The 21,135-nt window shown below is 71.9% G+C and carries 20 protein-coding genes and 2 pseudogenes; 10 read left to right on the top strand and 12 right to left on the bottom strand.

What is annotated here, in order from left to right; all coding sequences use genetic code 11:
• Positions 1-200 precede the first annotated feature (200 nt).
• The 4 genes from IE265_RS34200 to IE265_RS34215 form a co-directional block, all read right to left on the bottom strand.
• A complete protein-coding gene (locus tag IE265_RS34200; protein ID WP_190039660.1) occupies positions 201-1,904 on the bottom strand; it encodes a methyltransferase in 1,704 nt (567 codons plus the stop codon).
• Between the two features lie 113 nt (positions 1,905-2,017).
• Entirely contained in the window at positions 2,018-3,229 is a 1,212-nt protein-coding gene (locus IE265_RS34205; RefSeq protein ID WP_229916850.1) for a 4-hydroxybenzoate 3-monooxygenase, read from the bottom strand.
• Positions 3,230-3,470: 241 nt separating this feature from the next.
• Positions 3,471-4,052, bottom strand: coding sequence for a hypothetical protein (locus tag IE265_RS34210; RefSeq protein ID WP_190039661.1), 582 nt, complete (start codon positions 4,050-4,052; stop codon positions 3,471-3,473).
• A 52-nt stretch (positions 4,053-4,104) separates the two neighbouring features.
• Entirely contained in the window at positions 4,105-4,467 is a 363-nt protein-coding gene (locus IE265_RS34215; protein ID WP_190039662.1) for a hypothetical protein, read from the bottom strand.
• 185 nt (positions 4,468-4,652) lie between these two features.
• Between IE265_RS34215 and IE265_RS34220 the strand changes: the two are divergent.
• Positions 4,653-4,805, top strand: a pseudogene (locus IE265_RS34220) (IS110 family transposase); the annotation flags it as partial.
• A gap of 15 nt (positions 4,806-4,820) precedes the next feature.
• Here IE265_RS34220 and IE265_RS34225 read toward each other — a convergent pair.
• From IE265_RS34225 to IE265_RS34240, 4 genes are all read right to left on the bottom strand, one after another.
• Entirely contained in the window at positions 4,821-5,147 is a 327-nt protein-coding gene (locus tag IE265_RS34225) for an ankyrin repeat domain-containing protein (RefSeq protein WP_190039663.1), read from the bottom strand.
• Positions 5,148-5,216: 69 nt separating this feature from the next.
• Positions 5,217-6,011 (bottom strand): phosphatase PAP2 family protein, encoded by a 795-nt coding sequence (locus tag IE265_RS34230; protein ID WP_190039664.1) that lies wholly within the window; start codon positions 6,009-6,011, stop codon positions 5,217-5,219.
• Positions 6,012-6,965 (bottom strand): YihY/virulence factor BrkB family protein, encoded by a 954-nt coding sequence (locus tag IE265_RS34235; RefSeq protein WP_190039665.1) that lies wholly within the window; start codon positions 6,963-6,965, stop codon positions 6,012-6,014.
• Positions 6,965-8,719 (bottom strand): bifunctional phosphatase PAP2/diacylglycerol kinase family protein, encoded by a 1,755-nt coding sequence (locus IE265_RS34240; RefSeq protein ID WP_190039666.1) that lies wholly within the window; start codon positions 8,717-8,719, stop codon positions 6,965-6,967. The genes IE265_RS34235 and IE265_RS34240 overlap by 1 nt, the downstream gene beginning before the upstream one ends.
• A gap of 338 nt (positions 8,720-9,057) precedes the next feature.
• Here IE265_RS34240 and IE265_RS34245 point away from each other — a divergent pair, with 338 nt between their 5' ends.
• The 3 genes from IE265_RS34245 to IE265_RS34255 all read left to right on the top strand — a co-directional run bounded on the left by IE265_RS34245 (position 9,058) and on the right by IE265_RS34255 (position 11,306).
• Positions 9,058-9,612, top strand: a complete 555-nt coding sequence (locus IE265_RS34245) for a hypothetical protein (protein ID WP_190039667.1) — start codon at positions 9,058-9,060, stop codon at positions 9,610-9,612.
• A 118-nt stretch (positions 9,613-9,730) separates the two neighbouring features.
• Positions 9,731-10,471 carry a hypothetical protein gene (locus IE265_RS34250; protein WP_229916852.1) on the top strand — a complete coding sequence of 247 codons (741 nt, stop codon included), beginning with the start codon at positions 9,731-9,733 and terminating at the stop codon, positions 10,469-10,471.
• A gap of 31 nt (positions 10,472-10,502) precedes the next feature.
• On the top strand, positions 10,503-11,306 hold the full coding sequence (locus tag IE265_RS34255; protein WP_190039668.1) for an inositol monophosphatase family protein: 804 nt from the start codon (positions 10,503-10,505) through the stop codon (positions 11,304-11,306).
• Between the two features lie 123 nt (positions 11,307-11,429).
• On the opposite strand, the gene IE265_RS34260 is transcribed toward IE265_RS34255, so the two are convergent.
• Positions 11,430-12,554: a hypothetical protein gene (locus tag IE265_RS34260; protein WP_190039669.1), complete on the bottom strand. Its 1,125-nt coding sequence runs from the start codon at positions 12,552-12,554 to the stop codon at positions 11,430-11,432.
• 172 nt (positions 12,555-12,726) lie between these two features.
• On the opposite strand from IE265_RS34260, the pseudogene IE265_RS34265 reads away from it, so the two are divergent.
• Positions 12,727-13,029, top strand: a pseudogene (locus IE265_RS34265) (transposase); the annotation flags it as partial.
• A gap of 183 nt (positions 13,030-13,212) precedes the next feature.
• On the opposite strand, the gene IE265_RS34270 reads toward IE265_RS34265, so the two are convergent.
• Positions 13,213-13,515: a hypothetical protein gene (locus IE265_RS34270; protein ID WP_190039670.1), complete on the bottom strand. Its 303-nt coding sequence runs from the start codon at positions 13,513-13,515 to the stop codon at positions 13,213-13,215.
• Between the two features lie 428 nt (positions 13,516-13,943).
• Here IE265_RS34270 and IE265_RS34275 point away from each other — a divergent pair, with 428 nt between their 5' ends.
• Both IE265_RS34275 and IE265_RS34280 read left to right on the top strand, forming a co-directional pair.
• The gene (locus IE265_RS34275) at positions 13,944-14,495 is read left to right on the top strand and encodes a SigE family RNA polymerase sigma factor (protein ID WP_190039671.1); all 552 of its coding nucleotides are present in this window, start codon (positions 13,944-13,946) and stop codon (positions 14,493-14,495) included.
• Positions 14,492-15,841, top strand: a complete 1,350-nt coding sequence (locus tag IE265_RS34280) for an outer membrane protein assembly factor BamB family protein (protein ID WP_190039672.1) — start codon at positions 14,492-14,494, stop codon at positions 15,839-15,841. The genes IE265_RS34275 and IE265_RS34280 overlap by 4 nt, the downstream gene beginning before the upstream one ends.
• A 133-nt stretch (positions 15,842-15,974) precedes the next feature.
• Here IE265_RS34280 and IE265_RS34285 read toward each other — a convergent pair whose 3' ends face one another.
• Positions 15,975-16,883: an NAD-dependent protein deacetylase gene (locus tag IE265_RS34285; protein ID WP_190039673.1), complete on the bottom strand. Its 909-nt coding sequence runs from the start codon at positions 16,881-16,883 to the stop codon at positions 15,975-15,977.
• A 514-nt stretch (positions 16,884-17,397) separates the two neighbouring features.
• Between IE265_RS34285 and IE265_RS34290 the strand changes: the two genes are divergently transcribed.
• Together IE265_RS34290 and IE265_RS34295 are read left to right on the top strand one after the other, a co-directional pair.
• A complete protein-coding gene (locus IE265_RS34290) occupies positions 17,398-18,624 on the top strand; it encodes a serine hydrolase domain-containing protein (RefSeq protein ID WP_190039674.1) in 1,227 nt (408 codons plus the stop codon).
• 268 nt (positions 18,625-18,892) lie between these two features.
• On the top strand, positions 18,893-19,957 hold the full coding sequence (locus IE265_RS34295) for an NAD(+)/NADH kinase (RefSeq protein ID WP_190039675.1): 1,065 nt from the start codon (positions 18,893-18,895) through the stop codon (positions 19,955-19,957).
• A gap of 64 nt (positions 19,958-20,021) precedes the next feature.
• Here the strand turns inward: IE265_RS34295 and IE265_RS34300 are convergent, their stop codons facing one another.
• Positions 20,022-20,624 carry a DUF998 domain-containing protein gene (locus tag IE265_RS34300; protein ID WP_190039676.1) on the bottom strand — a complete coding sequence of 201 codons (603 nt, stop codon included), beginning with the start codon at positions 20,622-20,624 and terminating at the stop codon, positions 20,022-20,024.
• 248 nt (positions 20,625-20,872) lie between these two features.
• Between IE265_RS34300 and IE265_RS34305 the strand changes: the two genes are divergently transcribed.
• On the top strand, positions 20,873-21,088 hold the full coding sequence (locus IE265_RS34305; RefSeq protein ID WP_190039677.1) for a hypothetical protein: 216 nt from the start codon (positions 20,873-20,875) through the stop codon (positions 21,086-21,088).
• Positions 21,089-21,135: the final 47 nt, after the last annotated feature.

Raw genomic sequence — 21,135 nt, forward strand, 5'->3', positions numbered from 1 at the left:
GTCCGGCGCTCCGCGGGGGCCGACGGCGACGGCTCGGGCCCCGTGACGAGGGTGCCTGCCGCCCGGCGCCGTCGCTCCCCGCCCGCCTGCGGCACCCACCGGCGGCCCCCCTGGGTGCTCGCGGGCACCCAGGGGCGACCCCTTCGAGCGGCCGCCCCCGACGGCCCTCGGTGGGACGGCCGTCTTCAAGCCCCGGTCGGTCAGGCCCTGTTCGCCGGGTGGGGCGACCCGGACCTGCGGACGTGCAGAACGCTGCCGTCCAGCGGAAGGGGTGTTCGGCCGACCAGAGTGAGTCCCGCGTCGGCGAACAGCCTGGCGTAGTGGTGGGCACGCCGCTCACGGCCGCCGACGTTGCACATCATGTGCAGGTCCCACGCCGTGGCCAGCGAGGCCGAACCGTCCGCCGGCAGGACGCGTTCGACGACGAGCAGATCGGCGTCGTCGGACATCGCCCGGGCGCAGTGGCGCAGGATCTCGCGACAGCGTTCGTCGTCCCAGTCGTGCAGGACGCGGGACAGGACGTACACATCGCCGCCCGCGGGCACGTCGGCGAAGTCGCCCGCCACGAACGCGCACCGCTCGGCGTGGCCGGCCGTGCCGAGGAGGCGGCGTGCGGTCTCCACCGTGTGTGGGCGCTCCAGCAGGAGACCGTGCAGGCGGGGGTGTGCGGAAAGGATTCGCCCGAGCAGTTCCCCGTTGCCTCCGGCGATGTCGACGACCGTGGCCCCATCACCCGCTTCGGTGAGGACCGGGTGGGCGGGCAGCGGGTCGAACATCCGCGAGCCGGCCGCCATCGACTGGTCGAAGAGGACGGCGAGTTCGGGATCTCGGGCGAAGTGGTCGAAGTGGTTCTCGCCGAAGCGCTCCTCGAAGGCGACCCGTCCGGTGCGCACGGTGTCGGCGAGCCCCGCGAAGGACTCGTAGAACGGCCCTCCGTACATCAGCGCCAGTGACCGCATCGATCCTGCGGTGTCGGTGCGCAGCAGACGGCCGGTGTCCGTGAGCCGGAAGCCGTCGCGGTCCTCGTCCACCACGCCGAGCATGGCGAGGTAGCGCAGCAGGGTGGTCAGGTTCGGTGCCAGGACTCCGGTGTCCCGCGCGAGCCGGGTCACGTCGACGCTCCGCTCCCCGTGCATGGCGTCCGCGACCGCCAGCCGCGTGAACGCGGTGAGGGCCTGCGTCGTCCAGGCGCCGGTCAGCAGGCGCAGCAGCGTCTCGGCGGGCTGCCTCCTGCGGTGCTCGTCCAGGTGGGCGTCCAGGATGTCGCGGTGGTCGCCGGGTACGTACAACTCCACGCGCCGGTAACCGGCCTTGGCCTCGGCGGGCGCGGTGAAGTAGAACACCGTGCCGTTCTCGTGCGGGTTGTACCCGCCGCCGTCGGGTGTGGCGCCGTACCGTCCGAAGACGGCGCACAGGCCCCGCAGCACCAAGGGGTCCGGGGCCTCGACCTCGAAGGCGACATGTGCCTCGTGCTGCCGTTCGCGCTCGTGCTCGGCGACCGGGGCCAGGTCCGAGCCGGGAGGCACGGTCAGCGCGAACACCTCGACCATCCGCCGTGTCCCGTCGAGGCACTCCACCGTCGGGCGCAGAATGCTGACGTCGAGCTCCGCCGCCGCACGGTGGCCGTGCCGTACCGCGAGGCGCTCGCGCACGACGACACTCGGTCGTGGAGGCGTGTCCGGGACGAGCCCGCACTCGGCGAGCGCGGTGGCCAGCGCCTCCTTGTCGGGCGGGAAGACGAGCAGCGCCGCGTGGGAGAAGTCGCAGCGCTCCACCAGGGCGCGCAGCTCCGGGCCGTCGAGCCCGGGCAGCAGCAGCGGGAGCAGTGTGGCGGTGTCCTGTTCCTTGACGAAGTCGACCGTCGCGCGCAGGCGGGACGTGTCGCCCGACAATGCCGTGATCATTGCGGGGGGATCCTCATTCCGGTGTTCGGATGAACGCGTACGGATGCACGCGGGAAGCGGGGAAGCGGGGGTGCGGGAATCGGGAAGCAGGAAGGGGGGTGAGGGGCGGCGGGCTATACCCCGACGTAGTGCTCGGCGAACCAGTCCTGCTGGCTTCGCGAGGTGCGCAGCGACGCGAGGCGCGAGCGGCGCAGGGAGTTGTGGAACAGCGACTCGCCGTCCGTGCCGGACGGGCCGTGCAGCAGCCCGATCATCCAGTGCGAGAACTCCTGCGCCCGCCAGATGTGTGACAGACAGCGGGACGAATAGGCGTCGAGGCCCGTGGGGTCCCCGGCTGCGAGGTCGTCGATCAGGGCCTGGGCCAGGATCGACGCCTCGAGGACCGCGAGGTTGGCGCCCTTGGCCGCGGAGGGGCTGATGAGCCCGGCGGCATCGCCCACGAGGAACAGGGCGCCGTGGCGCAGCGGTTCGAGCACGTCGGACTCCAGGGCGACGACCGAGCGCTGCACGACGCGGCCCCGGCGCAGTGAGCCGTACTCCCTCGCCCGCATGCGCAGCTCCAGCTCGTCCCAGATCCGCTCCTCGGACCAGCCATCGGCGCGGGTGCCGCGCTCGCACTGCAGGTAGTAGCGGGTGACGTCGCTTGTGCGGGCCATGTGCCCGGCGAATCCGCGCTCGTGGACCGCGTACCCGACCGCGTCGAGACTGGGCGGCGCCTCGGCGAGCAGCCCGAGCCAGGTCACGCCGTGGTCGCGGTGGTGGCGGATCGTGCCGGCCGGCAGTGAGCGCCGGGCGGCGCCGTGACGGCCGTCGCAGCCGGCCACGTACCGCGCCCGCCACCGTCCCTGCCGTCCGTCGGCCTCGCGTACGGTCACTTCCGGCCTGTCACCGTCCGCCTCGAGCACGGCCTCGGCCCGGGTGCCGAAGCGGACTTGTCCGCCGCGTTCCAGGAACCTGGTCAACAGGTCGGTGACCAGGTTCTGTTGGGGGTACACGGTGTGCGGTTCGCCCTGTCCCAGGCCGCTGTAGTCGAGCCGGAACCGGCCGTCCTCGGTACGGAACTCGCAGGTGCTGTGGATCTGTCCGTGCCGGTGCAGTCCGTCGGCGAGACCGTGTCGGCTCAGGACGCGCACCGTGTTGGCGGCCAGGAACCCGGCACGTGCCCGTGTCTGCACATGAGTTCGCTCCGCCCGCTCCAGGACGACACAGTCGATTCCCCGGTCCACCAGGATGTTGCCGAGCACGAGCCCGGCCGGCCCGGCTCCGAGTACGAGTACATCGGTCACGTGGTCCGCCGGTCGCCGCCGACGCTTCCCGTCTGTCACGGAACGAAATACTAAGTAGGCCAAGATCAGTTACTGCGCCGAAATCACCTGAATGCCCGTCTCGAACAGCAAAGTGATCACGTCCGTGGAAGGCCGTTGCGGCAGCGGGCGGCGTGGTCGGCCGCCCGGCGGCGGGGCGAGCGGTCCCGGGACCGCCCGGGCCACCACCGATCGGCCCGCTTCCGCTCACCGTCGGGCCGCGCTCAGGGGCGCTTACCCACGCGTCGTGGGCGAGGGTGACCTATCCCAGCGACACTGTGCGCAGGGGTTCGCCGCTCGCGGTGAGATCGACGAGGTGGACCTGCTTGTCCTCCGCGCTCCCGGTGACCAGGCGCACCCGGTCCGGTCCGGCCCACGAGGCCTTTATCAGGGCGGAGGCATCCCCGTTGATGTGGCCGACGTGCCAACGGCGCTTGGTCAGTCCGGATCCTTCGTCGACGTAGACCCACCACAGCGGATCGATCATCGCCGCCCCTTGCTCCACCACCAGGTGCCGGTCGGCGCGATCGGGGGCCGCGTCGTTCAACGTCACTTCGGGCCCGGCGCCGCCGAACAGCACGAGCGGCACCGCCATGAGCCCGCTGAGTGCCGCCGCCACCACGACCAGTCCCCGAACGACAAGGTTCCGTACGCCGATGATCACAGCGGCCGACAGGGCGGCCAGGGTCAGCAGGCCGAACAGCACCGGATGGTGGAGCACTTGCGCCACGACGAGCAGCCCACCCGATCGGCTGGACCACCAGCCGGCCAGCTCGGCCACCGTGAAGGTGCCCGCGGCCACCACGAGCAGCAGTACCCGTTGCCTGACCGACATTCCCACCACGTCCACTCCTCGATCTGCGCAACTGCTCGCCACGGGCGGAGGACCCTGGAGGTCAGGCATGGATCTCGCGGACCAGATCGCCGTCCCCGCCGTGGAGCTCCAGCGAGTATCGCAGCCCGAAACGGTCCAGCAGGGCGCCGAGTTCATGGAAGCGCCGCGGATCGACCACCCCGCTCAGCAGGAGGTCCGCATTCTCGACGGGGTCGATCTCCACCTGGCACCAGTCGGTCTCCACCTCGTAGCCGTACCAGGAGGACGACCTCGCCCTCCAGCCGGCGGCCACGAAGCGCTCGGCAACCGCCGAAGCACCACGACAACTGCGCAGCGTCCCGTACACGTTGTTCCCGGCGGCCTCGGCATGCTCGGCCCCGATCCACTCAGGAGCGAACCGGGGGCCGCGGTCGGAGATGTCCACACCTGGATCATGAAGCACCATGCCACCCTGGATCACTCCGTTTTCGCGGGGGGCGGCAAGCTCTGACGAGCCGCCAGCCACCCTTTCGGATCATGCCGGAGCGCCAACGCCAGTCTGGCAGCAACCCGACCCGGGCGGCAGGTCGACCATCACAGTGACCTTGTCGTGGCTCCGTAGTGCGGCTACCGGCCTCGCGGGCCTATTACGACAAGAAGATCGCCCAGGGCAAGCACCACACCCAGGCCCTGCTTTGCCTCGCCCGGCGCCGGGCCGACGTCCTGTTCGCGATGCTCGGCGACGGAACCATCCACGAACCTCAACCCGCCAAGTGGGCCTGAACTGCGGTAATTGCACTACGAGGAAGGAAGCCCTCCGAGATGCACCGCGATATCTGAACCAATGCGCCAGCCGGCAAGACGCCGAGGGCTCACGCCATGAAGGTTGTCCTTGTCCGGATCAGCACCGGCCTTGACCAGCAGCGACAACACCACACCTTGGCCTCGGTACGTGAACACGGCCAGCCACAAAGGCGTATTGCCCTGCTCATCGGGTGCGTCCACCTCCACACCCGCCGCCAGGAGAGAGCCAACAGCTGCGGCATCCTGCTCATCCGCGGCGAAGTGCAGCTGCGTCCAGTCCTGGCGGCTCTCACGATCCAAGCCCTGATCCTCATCCGTCATGCCCGTCATCATCACGATTGCTTGGCGAAGGAGATAGGGCCCCGCGGCGCGGCAAGTGGTGGGAATCGCTCAGCGCCTCGTGCGCAGGACGGGGTCGGGCTCGGGGTGCGCGCCCGTCAGTTCCGGTTCAAGGCCGTCGCTCAGCTCGGTCGTACGGCGGCCGATGTCGGCGCGCCACGCCTCGAAGGCCCAGGCGGTCAGGGAGACGACGCCCAGACCGAGGAGCCAGCCGCCCACCACGTCGCTGAACCAGTGCACGCCCAGCGCGACGCGGGTGAAGCCGACGCCCAGCACCGACAGGACGGCGAAGATCCAGCACGCCGCCCGCCAGGCGCGTGGCACCACGGGCAGCAGGACCAGCAGCAGGATCGCGAACGACGTCGTGGCGGTCATGGCGTGCCCCGAGGGGAACGAGAAACCCGGCGCCTGAGCGACCGGGTCCTCCAGCGAGGGCCTGGCCCGCTCGACGACCACCTTCACGAGCAGCCCGATCAGCCCGCCGGCCACCGCGGTCACGGCGGACCAGGCGGCGAGCCGCCACGCCCTGCGGTGGAGCAGCCAGAAGGTGAGCAGCGCGACCACGACCCGCAGCGTCACCGGGTCCCAGACCCAGTCCGACAGGAAGCGCAGCGTGCCGGTCCACGCGGGGTGGTCGAGCGCGGTCTCGTGCAGGCGCCTCGCCGCGCCGGCGTCCAGCCTGCGCAGCGGCTGCCAGTGCCCTTCGACGAGTACCAGCAGCAGGGCGAACGGCACGGCCGAGACCGCGGCCACGGCGGCCGCGCCGAGCAGCCGGGCGCCGAACCTGCGGTCGGTCTCCCGGCGGCGGCGCTCGCGGAGTCGGCGCGTGGTGAACCGCAGAACCATTCAGACTCCCGGGTCGGAGTGGATCGGACCGGGGCGCCTGGCCCGCGCGGCCTCCAGCTGCGCGGAGAAGGACAGTCCGAGGAACAGGGCGATGGAGGTCAGATAGGCCCACAGCAGCAGCGACATGAAGGCGCTGAGCGGACCGTAGACGGTGTCGAAGGAACCGCTGATCCCCAGGTAGAGACTCAGCAGCCAGGTGAGGGCCGTCCACAGCACCAGGTACACCGCGGCGCCGAAGGCCAGCCAGGTGTAGCCGGGCTGCTTGCGGCGGGGCGAGCGGCGGAAGATGGCGCTGGCCGAGATGAGCGCGAGCAGCAGCCCGAGGGGCCAGCGCAGTATCTTCCACCAGGTGAGCGTGCCGTCCTCCAGGTCGTACACCGTCACCGCGGCCGAGGCCAGGTCGGCGCCCGCGACCATCACGATGAAGCCCAGGCCGAGCGGCAGGCCGGCGCTGAGGGACATGACCAGGCCGCGCAGGTACTTGCGGTGGAACGGCCGGTCCCGCTCGTTGCCGTAGATGCGGTTGGCGCCTCGCTCGACCTGGCACATCGCGGTGGTGGTGTTCACCAGGGAGAACAGCAGACCGAACCAGAGGGCCACCTCGGCTCCGTCGCCCGCCGTCCGCTTGCTGCGCTCCAGCGCGTCGTCGACGACCTCGGCGCTGGGGCCCTGGGCGATCCGGTGGATCGTCAGCTCGGTGAGCCTGCCGATGTCCTCCGTGTGCAGGGCGCTGGAGAGCCCGACGAAGGCGATCGCCAGCGGGATCACCGACAGCACCGTCTGCAGGGCCAGGGCGCGGGAGTGCGTGAACCCGTCGGCGTAGCGGAAGCGTACGAAGGAGTCGCGCAGCAGCGGCCAGCGGCCGTAGCGGCGCAGCGACACCAGCGCCTCGTCGGCGGAGAGCTCCTCGCCCGACATGTTCCTGGTCTCGGGGACCTTGGTCGCCGTGCCCATCACTTCTCCCCGGCCGGCAGCAGCATCGTCAGCGCGCCGGGACGCACCTCGGCCGTCAGGCGCCGGCCGGGAGCGACCGGATCCCCGTCGAGTTCACGGGACTGGACGGACCCGAAGACGAGTTCGGCGCGCCGGAAGGTCAGGAACTCCACCGGCACACGGGCTTCGGCACCGTTGGCCGCGGGTGTGTCCGCGGTCGTACGCCGCGATGTCCCCGCACCGCCGCGCAGCAGCGTTCCGAGCGCCCGTATCCAGCCGCCCGGTCCGCGCGGGTCGAGGATCAGCAGGTCGAGGCGTCCGTCGTCGCACCGGGCGGCGGGCACGAGCGTGAGGCCGCCCTGCACGGTGCCGACATTGGCGAGGAGGACCATGCGGGCGGTCCTGCGCACGGCGGGAGCGCCGTCGATCCGGATCGTCACGCGCATCCGGGGCGAGCGCAGGGTGGTGACGCCGGACAGGACGTACGCGGGCCAGCCCAGCAGGGACTTGGTCCGGTCGCCGGTGTTCTCCATGATCGCGGCGTCGAGTCCGGCCCCGGACATCGCGGCGAAGTGGGTCGCCCGCAGGCCGTCGCCCTCGATACGGCCGAGGTCGACGCGGCGCACGGTCCCGCCCAGGGCGGCGTCGAGCGCGTCGGCGGGTGAGAGCGGAAGGCCGAGGTTGCGTGCGAGCAGGTTGCCGGTGCCGCTCGGCACCAGCGCGAGCGGTACGCCACTGCCGGCCATGGCGTCGGCCGCCGCCCGCAGTGTGCCGTCCCCGCCGCAGACCACCACGAGATCCGCGCCTCCGCGAACCGCGCGGGCGGCCTGGCCGCCTCCCGGATCGTCGGCCGTCGTCTCGACGAACTCCGGCGCTGTGCAGCCGTGTTGGCGCAGCACGTCCCGCAGTGCTGCGTGGGTCGCCTCGTCGGTCACGGTGGGGTTGACGACCACGACCGTGCGCCCGGGCGTGAATTCACCACCGCTCGGAGCGGCGGCCGGCGCGGGATGAGCCGAGGCATCCGCCGAGGGGGCGGCCACGACCGTGCCGTCGGTGAACAGGGCGCGCCCGACGATCAGCAGCGACAGGCATCCGTTGGCGAGCCCGCCCGCCAGGTCGGTGGGGTGGTGCATGCCCCGGTAGAGGCGAGCGAGGGCCACCAACAGCGGGACGAGCAGCAGGAGTCCGCCGACGACCTTGCGCCAGGGGCCCCGCATCCGGGACAGCGCGAGCACGGCCAGCCCGACGTACAGCGCCGTGGCGGCTCCGGTGTGCCCGGAGGTGTAACTGGAGGTGGGCGGAGACGCGTCGAGGCGGTCCACCTCCGGCCTGTGGCGGTCCACCGACTCCGTGATGGCGAGGAACACCAGCGCCTGGAGCGAGACCGCGGAGGCGAGGAACGCGGCCTGGCGCCACAGCGGCAGCCGGGGTATCAGGACCAGCCCCAGGCAAGTCGCGAGCGTGATGCCGATCACCGTGAGGGTGTTGCCCGCCTCCGACGCGAACCACGACAGTTCCGTCAGCGCGCCGGTGCGGTTCCGTTCGAAAGCCTCGTTGAGGTCGTCCTCGACGGTCAGTGGCCACACATGGCGGGCGGGACCGGTGATCAGCAGCCCGATGCCCACCATGAACGCGGCCTGGCAGAGTGCCAGGGCCCCGATGCGGGCGGCGGTCCGGCCGGTGCCGCGAGGCAGGGCGGGCAAACGGGCGGGCCCGGCGGACCCAGGTGCATCACCGGTCAAGGCCGTACGCTTCTCCGGCACCGCGGTCGGCATCAGGACTCCCACATATCGGCGCCTCGCGGCGTTCCTCTCGGCCGGGAGGTGCGCCCCCCGACCTCCGCCGTATGCCCTCGAAGTCGTCGTACAGGCCTGCGGACCGGGCACGGCTCCTCCACACCGGCGCGCGAACCTGCGGATCCGCCGCAAACCCTCTACGCCCGTGCCGGCCCGTCCGCCTGCGAGGCGGCTCCCAACTCGGCCGGGCAGTAGGGCCGTTCTCCGGGAGGACGCGCGGCTCGGCGAACCCGTCCGTCGCCCGATGCGTCCCGTCGGCGCGGCCGGAAACGGTTCAAGATCCGTTACGCTGCGGGCCGTAGATCGCAAAGGATGACATGTTCAGCAAGAGACTTCTGGTGGCCGCGATGACGGCAGTCCTGATAGCCGGGCTCGGCGCGTGCGGCGGCGGGGGAGACGCACGCGACACGGCCACGGACCGGACGGCAGACGTCGACCCCGGCAGCGGGAGCGCGTCCGGGAAGGGCGAGCCGGCCGCCCCGAAGGACCCCGCCACCCACGGCCTCCGCGACGAGGTCCGCCACCGCCCGGCCAAGACCACCCGGGCCACCCGGCCGCACATGGTCAAGAAGTGCGCCACGACCACGCGGCGGGTCAAGCACACGTCGAGCAGCGGATCGAAGGGCAAGCGGCACACCCGCACCTGGTACTCCACCGAGAAGTCGAGGCACTGCGAGAAGGTCCGCAGCGGCACCGAGACCTACAAGCGAGTGGTCCGCCCGGAACAGTGGTGCGTCCGTCTGGACGACGTCGACGGCGACACCGCGCGGGACGACACCTGGTTCCAGGTCAGCAGGGCGACCTACGACGAGGCTCTCGCCGCGGACGAGCACGCCCGCCTGGAGTTCACCCCCACGGGCAACGGCTGCTGACCTGCCCGCGACGGGACCCGGACCGTGCGGCGAAGACGGCCGCCACAGGTGGAGCCTGCCCGGGCCCGGAGCCGAAAAGGGCAGGCACGAACCGTCCCCGGGCGGAGATGATCTCCGGGTGAGGAGCCACGAGGACGCGAGAGCCTGGGACGCCCGGCTGGGCTGGGCGCACGGTCTGATCGCGGACGACCCGCAGGTACGGTCGGCCGCGCTGGACCGCCTTGCGGGCGCGCGCAAGGACGTCGATGACGCCGTCGACCGGTTGAACGCGGTCTGGCGCCGGCGGCTGCCGGTGGGGCGCGCCAAGGCGAACAGGGGCTACGACAGGGCCGCGATGCGTTCGCTGCCCGACGGGTTGTGGAACCGCCCTGCCGGCGGGCACGTCACCGCGTGGCCGGGGCTGCCCTACGCGCTGCTCTTCCTGGAGTGGGAGGCCAGGTACCCACTGGAGTGGACTCGCCATGCCAAGCACTGGGGAACCAAGCAGCAGTTGATCCGGGACCTGGCCGTCGCCGGGCACGCCGAGCCGGTGAGGGAGAAGCTCACCGACCTGACCGAGATCGTCGTTCGGCGTCCCCACCGCTGCAAGGACCGCGAGTACGTGCGCGTCGCCCGGGCTGTCGACGGCGACGGCCTGCGCGACAGGCTCGGTGCGGCCGCCCGCTCGGACGACCCGTGGGCGCGCCGTCACGCCGGATACGTGCTCTGGCTCCTCGATCACCCCGAGGTGCCGAACACCCGCCACGTCTGGCGGACATGGCTCGACACCGCGCCGGTCGCGGACGGGTCCGACGCCGGGACCGACTCGGATGCGCCTGACCCGGATGTGCCCGACTCCGTGTCCGACACCGCCTGTTGAGCCCTGTCGGTGTGGTCGAGCCCTCGCGGATATGGTGCCTGACGTGACCGACTCGTACGAGGGACTCGATGATGCAGGGGTGGCCGTCGCTGCGGTGGGTGCCGGGGCCGTGGTGGTGCGTGCCCTGTACGGGCAGCGGCTGTCACGTATCGACAAGGGCGGCGGAGACTTCGCGACGGCCGCCGATGTGGCCTCGGAGGAAGCGGTGCTGCGTGTTCTTCGCGCGGCGCGGCCCGGGGATGCCGTGCTCGGCGAGGAGGGCGGGGCGCAGGGTCCTACGGGGGCCGAGCGGCAGTGGCTGGTGGATCCGCTGTGCGGCACGTTGAACTATGCGGTGGGCAACATGCTCGTGGCGGTCAATGTCGCGTTGCGGGGCGGCGCCGCCGCGGTGGCCGACCCGTTCAGCGGCGAGGTCTTCGTCACCGACGGCGTCCGTGCGTGGGTGCGGCACGAGGGTGCGGACTTGCCCTTGGCGCCGACGGCGGCGAGCGGACTCGTGGACGTCAACCTCGATCCGCCGTTCCCCGGCGCACCGGGTTTCCGGGCCGTGGACCTGCTGGCGCGTCCCGTCTTCGTGGAGCGCTTCCGCCCCCGGGTGGTGTCCACCACGCTGGCGTTGGCGTGGGTCGCCGCCGGCAAGCGGGCCGCGTACGTCACGGACGGCGGCGACCTGTCGGGCAGCGTGCACTTCGCCGCGGGGATCGCCCTGTGCCGCGCCGCGGGCTGCGTGGTCACGGGGATCGACGGCGCTCCGATCGGGCGCGAGGGGCGTGGACTTGTCGTGGCCGCCGACGCGGAGACCCACCGGCTGCTGATGTCGATGACCCGGACCTGAACCGGTTTGATCGGCACGCCCTCCGACCGCCGTTCCGTGCGGCGGCCCTCGGAGCTGCCCGGGACCCGGCCGCGGTCCTGGCGGCGGTGTGAGGTGCGGTGTCGCGCTCGCTCGGGACGGCTGTCAGGGACGGCGGTGGCCCCGGGCGGGGTCGCGCGTGCGGTTCTCGTCGAACGCCGCGAACCAGTCGAGGTGCGCCGCGTCGGCGGTGTCCGAGCTGTCGGTGTCGTTGCCGCTGTCCCCGGCGCTCTGCGGTGGTGCGGTGAGGGTGAACAGCCGTTGTACGTCGTGGCGTTCGTCGAACAGCAGGTCGGCGCAGGCGTGCCAGTCGTAGTCACGGGCGGCGGCGGGGAGCCCTTCCTCGGCCCGGGCGAGCAGGCGGGGCCGGTTGCGGTGGATGGACTGCGCCCGGCGGATGCCCAGGTGGAGGGCCGCCTCCTCACCCTGGCAGTGCGGGACGGCATGACCGCGGTCGAGGTCCTCGGCCAGGTCGTCGAAGGCTCGCGCCATCCGCCGACGCCATGCGCCGTCCCGGCTCATGGTGACCGGCGGCAGGGAGCCGAAGAGGCCGCCGGTCCCGTGGGGCAGCGGTTCGTCGCCCAGAGCGGCGGCCTCCCGCCATGCCTCCGTGGAGAGTTGCTCCAGGGACAGCCGGAGCAGGGCTGCCGTGCGGGGGGTGAGTTCCCGGTACTCGCTGTTCTCGAGCCAGTCCTCCTCGGCGAGGTCGTCGCGGTCGACGCCGCCGTGCCGGAACCGGTCGATCAGGCGGTCCCGGACCCGGCACGCGGCCGCCTCGAACGGGCCCGTCGAAGTGTCGGCCACCAGTAGTCGGTCGGTGAACTCGACGGCGTCCAGCACTCTTCCGGCCTGCTCGAGCAGACGGGTGCCGGCGTTGTCGGATGCGCCGCCGCGAGGGAGGACCACGACGAAGTGGTGGTCGGTGAGCCGGTCGACGACGGCGGTGACCACTGCGGCCACGGTCAGGGCGTCGTCCCAGGGCGGCGTCATCCGGCACCGGTCGAGGATCAGCAGGCGGTCGGGCTCGCGGACCAGTTCGTCGAAGTCACTGGTGAACGAACCGTCGGGCTCCATGAGTTGCTGTGCCACCTCGGCGAGGAAGTGCCCTTCGTCGGTGAGCCGCTCGCGCAGTTCGACGGCTTTCCACCACAGTCCCCGGGCTGCCCGCAGGCTGCCCACCGGTCGACCGTCGGCCGTGATGGACACCTGCCAGATCTGCACACCTGCCATGGTCGGGTCCATCAACGGGCCGCCATGACGAAACTCGAGAGCCAACCGTGCCGGGTCCGCAAGCGCGGCGACGGCACGGGGCACACGCGCGCGGTCGGTCATCGGTGTCCTCCCCGGACCACGCCGCACGACAAGGCGAGCAGCCGGCGCGGCCGGACCAGCCTAGTAGGACGACGGCCGGATGTCGGCCGGGGTGGCTCCGCAGTACTGCGGGGCCCCGGGCAAGAGGGCGAACTGCCAGGTCGCGGTCAGCGTCCACGCCGCGGCCGATACCGCGTCCTGCCCGCTGCGATGGCGCCTGTTCCTGCCCGTGGAGTGGGCGTCGGACACCGCGCGCAGGGCCCTCGCCCGCATCCCGCCCGAGGTCACGCACCGCGAGAAGTGGCGCCCGGCCCTGGACATGCTCGACACGCTCGCCGGCTGGGGCATGAAGCCGCCGGTCGTGGTGGCCGACGCCGCCTACGGCACCAACGCTCACGCCTTCCTCACCGAACAGCGCCTGGCTCCAAAAACGCCCGGACCGGCCTCACTCTCCACCAGATCCTCGACGTCCTCCAGGACGTGCTGAGGTGCTGGACCGGAGTCTGCGCCACCTGCCACCGACCCCTGCCCAGCAGGTCACACTCAAAGCCAAGGTCGAGACAGACCTGACGGAGTCCTACTGGAACAGGTGGCGGATGTAGCCCACGACGAGGATGTAACTCAGACAAGAGGCGAAGACCACGCCCAGCATCGCCAGGAGCTTGACCGGCGTCCCGAGCGGCTTGCGGGCGATGGAGAGGTTTGCGAAGAGGCCCAGAGTTGCCATGACTCCGCCTATCGCCCCACCGAGCACCATCAGGAGCATCGGCGCGACCGAGAGGACCGTCTGCCACCAGGTGAGCCCGCGGAACTTGGCCCACCGATCCGGGTTGCCGAGGCCACTGAGCGAGTGCTTGTCGAGTTCTGGGAGCTGCTGCATGTGCGGGAAGCCTTCGTTCTGTTCATCATGATCGTGCCGAACCGTCAGGATGCGGGTGGCGGGCTCGCCGGGCAACGACGCGCCGACAACGGTTTGCCTACGAAACCCGCCGGTCAACGGCGTTGCCGCGAATTCGGTCCCCCTGGGCCATGTCCTCCGGACCAGCACGCGGTGCGCCGGGAACCGCACGCCTGTCCCAGTCCACTCGGCGGAGGCGGAGTCAACGACGTTCCGCACGAGCCGAAGCCGTACTCCTGCGGCAGGACATGGGCCCGGCGGGCCGGTTCCGGTGAATCGCGTCCCGCGCCGAAGTCCCCGTCCGGGACCGTGGCCGCCGCCGGCCCGGGTGAACACAGAAATCTCGTCCGCCGATGGATAGCGGCGGGCGGCCCGTCGCGTCGTGATGGTTGCGAAGAAGGGGAGGGTTGATGAAGCCGTCGAATCACGACGAGTTCCGGGATTTCGTAGCCATGCGCTCCACCGCGCTGCTGCAACTCGCGGTGCTGCTCACTGGCGGGGACAGACATGCCGCGGAAGACCTGCTGCAGATCGCCTTGATGAAGGCGTACGGGCGCTGGGCGCACATCCAGCAGCCCGAGGCGTACGTCCGCCGGATCCTGTACCGCCAGCAGGTCAACCGCTGGCGTTTGCGCAGGCACCGGGCCGAGACGACCGTGCCCGTGCTGCCCGAGTCCGACGGTGGGACCGGAGGCGACTCCGACTCCGAGCTGCGGATCGCGCTGTGGGCGGCGCTCGGCCGCCTGACGAAGAGGCAGCGGGCCGTGGTCGTCCTGCGCTACTTCGAGGACCTGCCGGAGGCCGAGGTCGCGGCGCTGCTGAGGTGCCCGGTCGGCACCGTACGCAGTACGGCGCACCGGTCGCTCGCGAAGCTGCGGGTGCTCGTACCCGAGCTGGGACCGGAAGGGCGGACGGAACAGGTACGGCCGCTCAGCTACTCGTCGAAGGGGATGCAGGGATGACGACCGAGCAGATGGAGGACAAGGTCAGGGAGACGCTCCACTCGGTGGCCCTCGACCGGGTGCGGGCACCGGGGGACCTGGCGGAGCAGGTCGTACGGCGACGCAGCAGACGCCGCTTCTCCCAGGCGGCGGGGGCGGCGGTGGCCGTCGCGGCGCTCTCCGCGGGCGTGGTGTTCGGCCTCGGGGGCGGCGGCGCGGCGGAGCAGGACCGTCCGGTACGGCCGGCGGTGTCGCCGCAGGGCTGGAAGCCGTGGCACAGCGACGTCCCGGGTGTCAGCGAGCGCGGCTGCCTGGCGGACGGGTCCTCGCTCTACTGCGGCGGGTCCGACTTCGACGCGGCGAAGTTCGACGCGAACACAGGCGAGCGGCTGTGGACGGTCGAGGTCAATCGTGAGGGCGACGGCCCCGACCACCCGTTCGCCGCGCGCGACGGTGTGGTCTTCGCCTACCGCAACCACACCGCGCGGAACGAGCCGGGCGGTGACTACATGGGCGGCACGGATCTGATGGCCCTGGACGCCGGCACCGGCGACGTCCGGTGGTCGGTCCGGATGCCGCAGGACGACCGCGGCGACCAGGCCGCCATGCTGATCAACGGCGCGATCTGGGCGAACACCCCGTCGCTGCGCACGATGTCGGCCCTCGATCCGCTGACCGGCGAGGAGAAGTGGCGCCACACGTGGGACAAGGGAATCGTCTGTCAGAGGGCGGTCCTGAGCGGTGTCCCCCACCTCGCGTGCACGCCGGACACCGAGAAGGCTCACGACACCGACGTGTTCCGGCTCGATCCGGTCACCGGAAGCGCCGAGAAGGTCACGACCGTGCCCGGCAGGCAGGCGCTCATCGGGACATCGGGCGACCGGATGGTCCTCGGCGGGCTGAAGGCCGACGCCGACCGGGACCTCCGGGTGACAACGGTCAGCGGTTCGGGGAAGCAGAGCTCGCACACCTACCGGACCGAGGGGCAGGTGGCCAACCGGAACGTCGTCGGTGACCTGCTGATCTCCGTGTCCTGGAAGGGGGAGGCCTCGGTCGCCTCGCTGTCCACGGGGAAGACTCTGTGGACCGCTCCGGTCGGCGTCTCGATGCCCGACGAGGAGACGCTGACGGGCATCGCGCCCCCCGCGGTGTCGGAGGAGCGGGGGATCGTGTACTTCTTCAGCCCGACAGGCGATCTGTCCGGCCTCGACCTGCGCACGGGGGAGCGGGTCTGGCGGGCTCACGTGGACATGGGCCGGACGAAGTTCCGCCTCGCGGACTCGCCCCAGGTCCTGCTCTACGAGGACGTACTGGTGGCCCGCAACGGAACCACGATGGTGTCGCTCCTGCCGAGGACCGGCGACTGACCTGACGGGCCCGGGCGGCGACGGCACCCCCGTCCCGGCCCGGGCCCCCGGCCAGGGACTGCCGGAGCCCTGGCGACAGGCACCCGCAGGGCCGTGGCGGACTCGACGGACTCCGGTGCCGCTCCCGGCTCCGTCAGATGCCCGCTCCGGCGGTGGTCCCGTCGAGCGGGATGTCCAGGTGTCCGGCCACGGTGGTGAGGGCCGTTCCCAGGGGGAGGGCGATCCGGGTGAGGGCATGCCGGTCGCCCCGGGTCGGGTCCCGGTTGACGATCAGTACCGGCTTCCCGGCCTGGGCCGCCTGCCGGACGAACCGCAGCCCTGACATCACGGTCAGCGACGAGCCCAGGACCAGCAGGGAGGCCGCCTCGCCGACCAGTCGGCGGCAGTGCTCGACCCGTGCCGGCGGAACGGATTCGCCGAAGAACACCACGTCCGGCTTGAGGATGCCGCCGCAGGCCGTGCACGGCATCACGCGGAAGTCCCCGACCTGTTCGTCGGTGAGGTCGGCGTCACCGTCCGGATTGATCGTCCCGGTCGACGGATCGAAGCCCGGGTTGGCCTCGTCGAGGCGTACGGCGAGTTCGCGGCGGCTGCTCACGGCGCCGCAGGAGAGGCAGACGACCCGGTCCAGGCTTCCGTGGAGTTCCACGACGCCGTCGCTGCCGGCCGCCTGGTGCAGACCGTCGACGTTCTGGGTGATGACCCCGGAGAGCAGTCCGTGCCGTCCGAATACGGTGACCGCCCGGTGCCCGTCGTTGGGGCGCGCGCGGCCGAAGGTGCGCCAGCCCAGGTGGCTGCGCGCCCAGTACCGCCGCCTGGCCCCCGTGCTCGCGGTGAAGTCCTGGTAGGTCATCGGGGTGTGCCGGCTCAGGCTCCCGCTCTCACCCCGGTAGTCGGGGATGCCCGACTCCGTGGAGATGCCCGCCCCGCTCAGCACCAGTACGCCGCCGGTGCCGAGCGCGTCGGTCACCGGCCCGAGATCCGTGGTGCCCGGCAGCGAGTCGTCGGTGGGGGTCCAGCTCAGAGTGGGGCGCATGCGCATGCTGCAAGGGTACGGATGCGGATCGGCAACCGGCGGCGGGCGCCCGTGCGCGAGGCTCCGCGGCTGCCGTCCACGCGCTGCATCCGCGCGACCTCGCCGAGTGCGCTGCCGTGGGCCGTGAGCGGTGGGCCGTCGACCGTCGGCCCGCAGCCCTGGGCCGGGTGAGTCTGCGTGATCAGCGCCTTCCGCCAGGCTCCGAGCGGGTGCCCGCCGTCGTACGGCCGCGGCGACACGGGCGGCCTCGCCGGGGACGGCCGAACCGATTCGTTCGCGCAGCCCGCCGCAGGCTACGCCACCGGTACGGGACACCTCGCCGCACCTATCGACCAGGTACGGCACCGACCTCGCCGCACCGGCACCGGCGGGCCGCCCCGGAGCGCGGCCCGACTGCCCGCCACGACGACGGCTCCCCCGGGAGGCCGCACGGGCCGCGGGCAGCCCTCCGGGTGATGTTCTCGCGGGTCGCGCGGCGCCGGGCCGACCGCTGAGCACCGCGGGCCGAATACTGCCGATCATGCGACCCACTCGTGCGATTTTCCTACTGCGTCTCACCGCAGTCACCGCCCTGATCGCCCTCGGGGCCCCCACCGCGGCCGCCGGCGCCGCGACGAACGACGGTCACCGCCGCTCCTGCGTCAGTTCCCGGGTGCCCGACCGCGGTCCGGCACGCGACATCCTGCGCATCGCCGAGCAGGCCAAGAAGGAGATGGACCTCAAGTCGGTCATCCTGCGGGTCACCGTCGACGGCCGCGAGGTCGTCACCACCGCGCTCGGCGAATCGATGACGGGCGTGCCGGCCGACCCGGCCATGCACTTCCGCAACGGCAATGTGGCCATCAGCTACATGGGGACGGCACTCCTGCGGCTGGTCGACGAGGGCAGGGTCGGGCTCGATGACCCCGTCGGGCGCTGGCTGCCGGACCTCCCGCACGGACTGGGGGACAGGATCACCCTGCGCATGCTCGGCGCCTCGACCTCCGGGCTCGTCGACTACGTCACGGCTCCGGGCTTCGGAGACGCCGTCGCCGAGGACCCGTTCCGCCAGTGGACGGCCGAGGAACTCGTGGCGATCTCGACCAGCAGGCCCCTGTGGTACGAGCCGGGCACCAACTGGAGCTATTCGCACGCCAACTTCGTCCTCCTCGGTGCCGCGCTGGAGAAGATCACCGGGACCCCGCTCGACGAACTGCTCCAGCAGAAGGTCATGGGCCCGCTCGGCCTGCACGAGACCCGCAACAGCTTCACGCCGGACATCCCGACACCCGTCCTGCACGCCTTCACCGCCGAGCGCGGGACCTACGAGGAGTCGTCCTTCTGGAACCCCTCGTGGACCACCGCGCCCGGCGCCGTGCAGACCACCGACATCTGCGACCTCGCCCGGTCCGCCTCCGGCATCGGATCGGGCGCGTTGCTGTCCCGGTCCGCCTACCAGGAGATGCTGAACCCCGGGACGGTGGGCCTGGGCCGGGCGACCAAGAAGTGCCCGGCGACGGTGTGCATCGCGAACACCGAAGCCACCCACTACGGAATGGGCCTGCTGGTCCTGAACGACTGGGTCTCCCAGCACCCGCTGTTCTTCGGCTACACCGCGGCCCAGGCGTACCTTCCCGGTGAGCGGGTGGCCATCGCGGTCTCGACCACGAAGGGGCGCAGCACGCCCGACGGCCACACCGCGCAGACGATCACGCAGCGCATCGCGGCCACCCTCGTCCCGGACCACCCGATTCCCGACTTCGGCTGACCACCCGTACGTACGGGCGCCCCGTCCCCTTGGCCCTCGCGCCGGCGCGGAACCTCGCGCGCGTGGGGGAAGCCGGCTTCGCGGAGCAGGACGTTCCGGCGAGGGGGACGGCGGCGTGGCGTGCCGGATCACGGCGCGCCGCGTGGCGAGGATGGGAGCACGTCACCTCCCCGAACCGGCCGACGGCCGACGCGTGGGCACCGCCGACGGAGCGGGGTGACGGGTCGCCGGCCGGTGCCCGGCCGGCCCGGACTCTCGGGAGATGGACATGACGGTCAGTCGGGTGGGCGTGGTCGTGCACGGCGGACGTCCGGAAGCCGTGGAGACCGCTCGAAGGGTCCATGTGTGGTGTGCCGAACAGGACATCGCGTGCAAGGACATCGACGTGTGGACCGACCGCGGACGGCTCAGCGCCCGGCAGGAGGTGGCCGCCGCGGGCGATCCGGACCTCATCGTCACCCTGGGCGGCGACGGTACGTTCCTGCGCGGCGCCCGGCTGGCCAACCCCATCGACGCCCTGGTGCTCGGGGTCGACCTCGGCCGGGTGGGCTTCCTGACGGAGGTCCCCATGACGATGGTGCGCGAGGCGCTGGACGCCGTCCGCGAGAGCCGGATCGACGTAGAGCGGCGCATGCTCCTGACCATCCGCGCCTCGAACAGCCTGGAGATGCCCACGGACATCGAGACCTTCATGCAGTACGGCCGCGGTCCGCTGCTGCCGCCGCCGAGCGTGCGCCCCGACTGCGAAGTGGGCGGCGAATGGGGTGTCCCGCTCGATGTGGCGGCCCTCAACGACGTGGTCCTGGAGAAGCTGGCCAGGGACCGCCAGGTCTCGGTCGGGGTCTATGTCGCGGGCCAGCTGCTCGCCTCCTACTCGGCCGACGCGCTGCTCGTGGCCACTCCCACGGGGTCGACGGCCTACAGCTTCGCCGCGGGAGGCCCCGTGCTCTCGCCGCGCGCCGAGGCACTCGTCTTCACGCCGGTGGCACCGCACATGGCGTTCAACCGCTCGGTCGTCGCCGCCCCCGACGAACCCGTGGGGCTCCGCGTGCTGGAGCGCTCGGGGCAGGCGGCGGTCAGCATCGACGGCCAGCCCCGGGGCGTCCTCAACCCGGGGGACTGGATCGGCGTGTACGCGTCACCCCGCAAACTGCGCGTCGTACGCCTGGGGCCCATGGACTTCTACGAACGCCTGCGGGACCGCATGAACCTCACCGATGCCCCCGCCGCTCTCGCCGACGGAACGGCCGCCCCCCTCTGGCCCGTGACCACCGCGCCGCCGGGCGACCTCGCGCACCTGGCCATGCCCCGGCTTTCGGGCGGACCCGGGTGACGCGCCGGGCCGCGTCGGTCGTGCCCACGCGGCTACCGGGGGACGGGCGACGGCCCGGCGACGTTCAGGCCGACTGGTCCCTCGATCTGCGCGGATCCTGGAGGCAGGACGCGACGACCACGAACGGCCAGAACGACTGGACGCCCGTCACGAAGCGCTCCGCCACACCTGCGGCCCCCTGCCGTTCGATCTCGAAGAGAAACCATGCCGCGCCCGCGAGTATGACCGCGGTCGCCATGATCGACGGTGTACGTCTCAGGGCCCAGGGCGCGGAACCACTGCGATTGGCCGCCAGGACGGGCCAGGCCGCGAGAAGGGTGAACCCGACGACCGCCACGGTGCTGTGGCGCAGCGAGCCGCCGGTGAGCGGTGCCGGGATCATGGCCACGAGGAGCGCGGCCACGCCCCCGCCCGCCAGCGCGGCACGTCCGGCGACGGCGGCGGGCCGCAGGCCCCAGGCCGTGAGGAGATGGCAGATCCCCAGGGACACCAGGGCGCCGGTCATCACCCAGGAGCCCGCTGCTCCGTACGCGGCCAGGACGCTGATCGTCTGTGACACCGGGTTGTAGGGCGGCCCCTCCATGCGAGCGGCGACCACCCAGCCCCCGATGAACAGGAGCGGAGCCAGTCCCGACGACAGAAAGACCCATTTGGGAACATTTGACACTCGGCAAGAATAGAAGTGGCAAATCGTGAGGTACGGGAAGCGGCCGGAGGCGGGTCGGGCGTGTCCGCGCACCCGCGGTCGCGGTCGTGCCCCGGGCTTCCATCCGGACCGCGGGACGCCTCGCGGTCACGGGGCCTTGCCCTCGGCCGGGGCCATCCGAGTGTCTTGCGGCTGTGTCGGTCCGCCCGGGCCGAGCCGACTGACGATGCTGGGCCGACCAGGAACACGTCCAGAAGTGAGGATTCGGCATGCCAGACGACACGGTCGGACGCTTCCTTGCGGCCTTGAGCCCCGAGGACCGGGCCGGCGTGGCCGCCAGACCGGCCGAGGAGCAGGAGAGTCTCGCCGAAGCCTGGGAACAGGAACTGGCCGGGGACGACGAACTCGACGTACTCGACGAACTGTCCCCGGCCGAGGCCGAGGCCGAGGCGGCCCGCCGGGTACTCGGCAAGGGCCGCGACTAGACATCACCGGCCACGCCGCGGAAGGGGCCGGAGCCCGGCTCTTCCCC

Source organism: Streptomyces fructofermentans (genome assembly GCF_014651055.1).
Classification (GTDB): Bacteria; Actinomycetota; Actinomycetes; order Streptomycetales; family Streptomycetaceae; genus Streptomyces; species Streptomyces fructofermentans.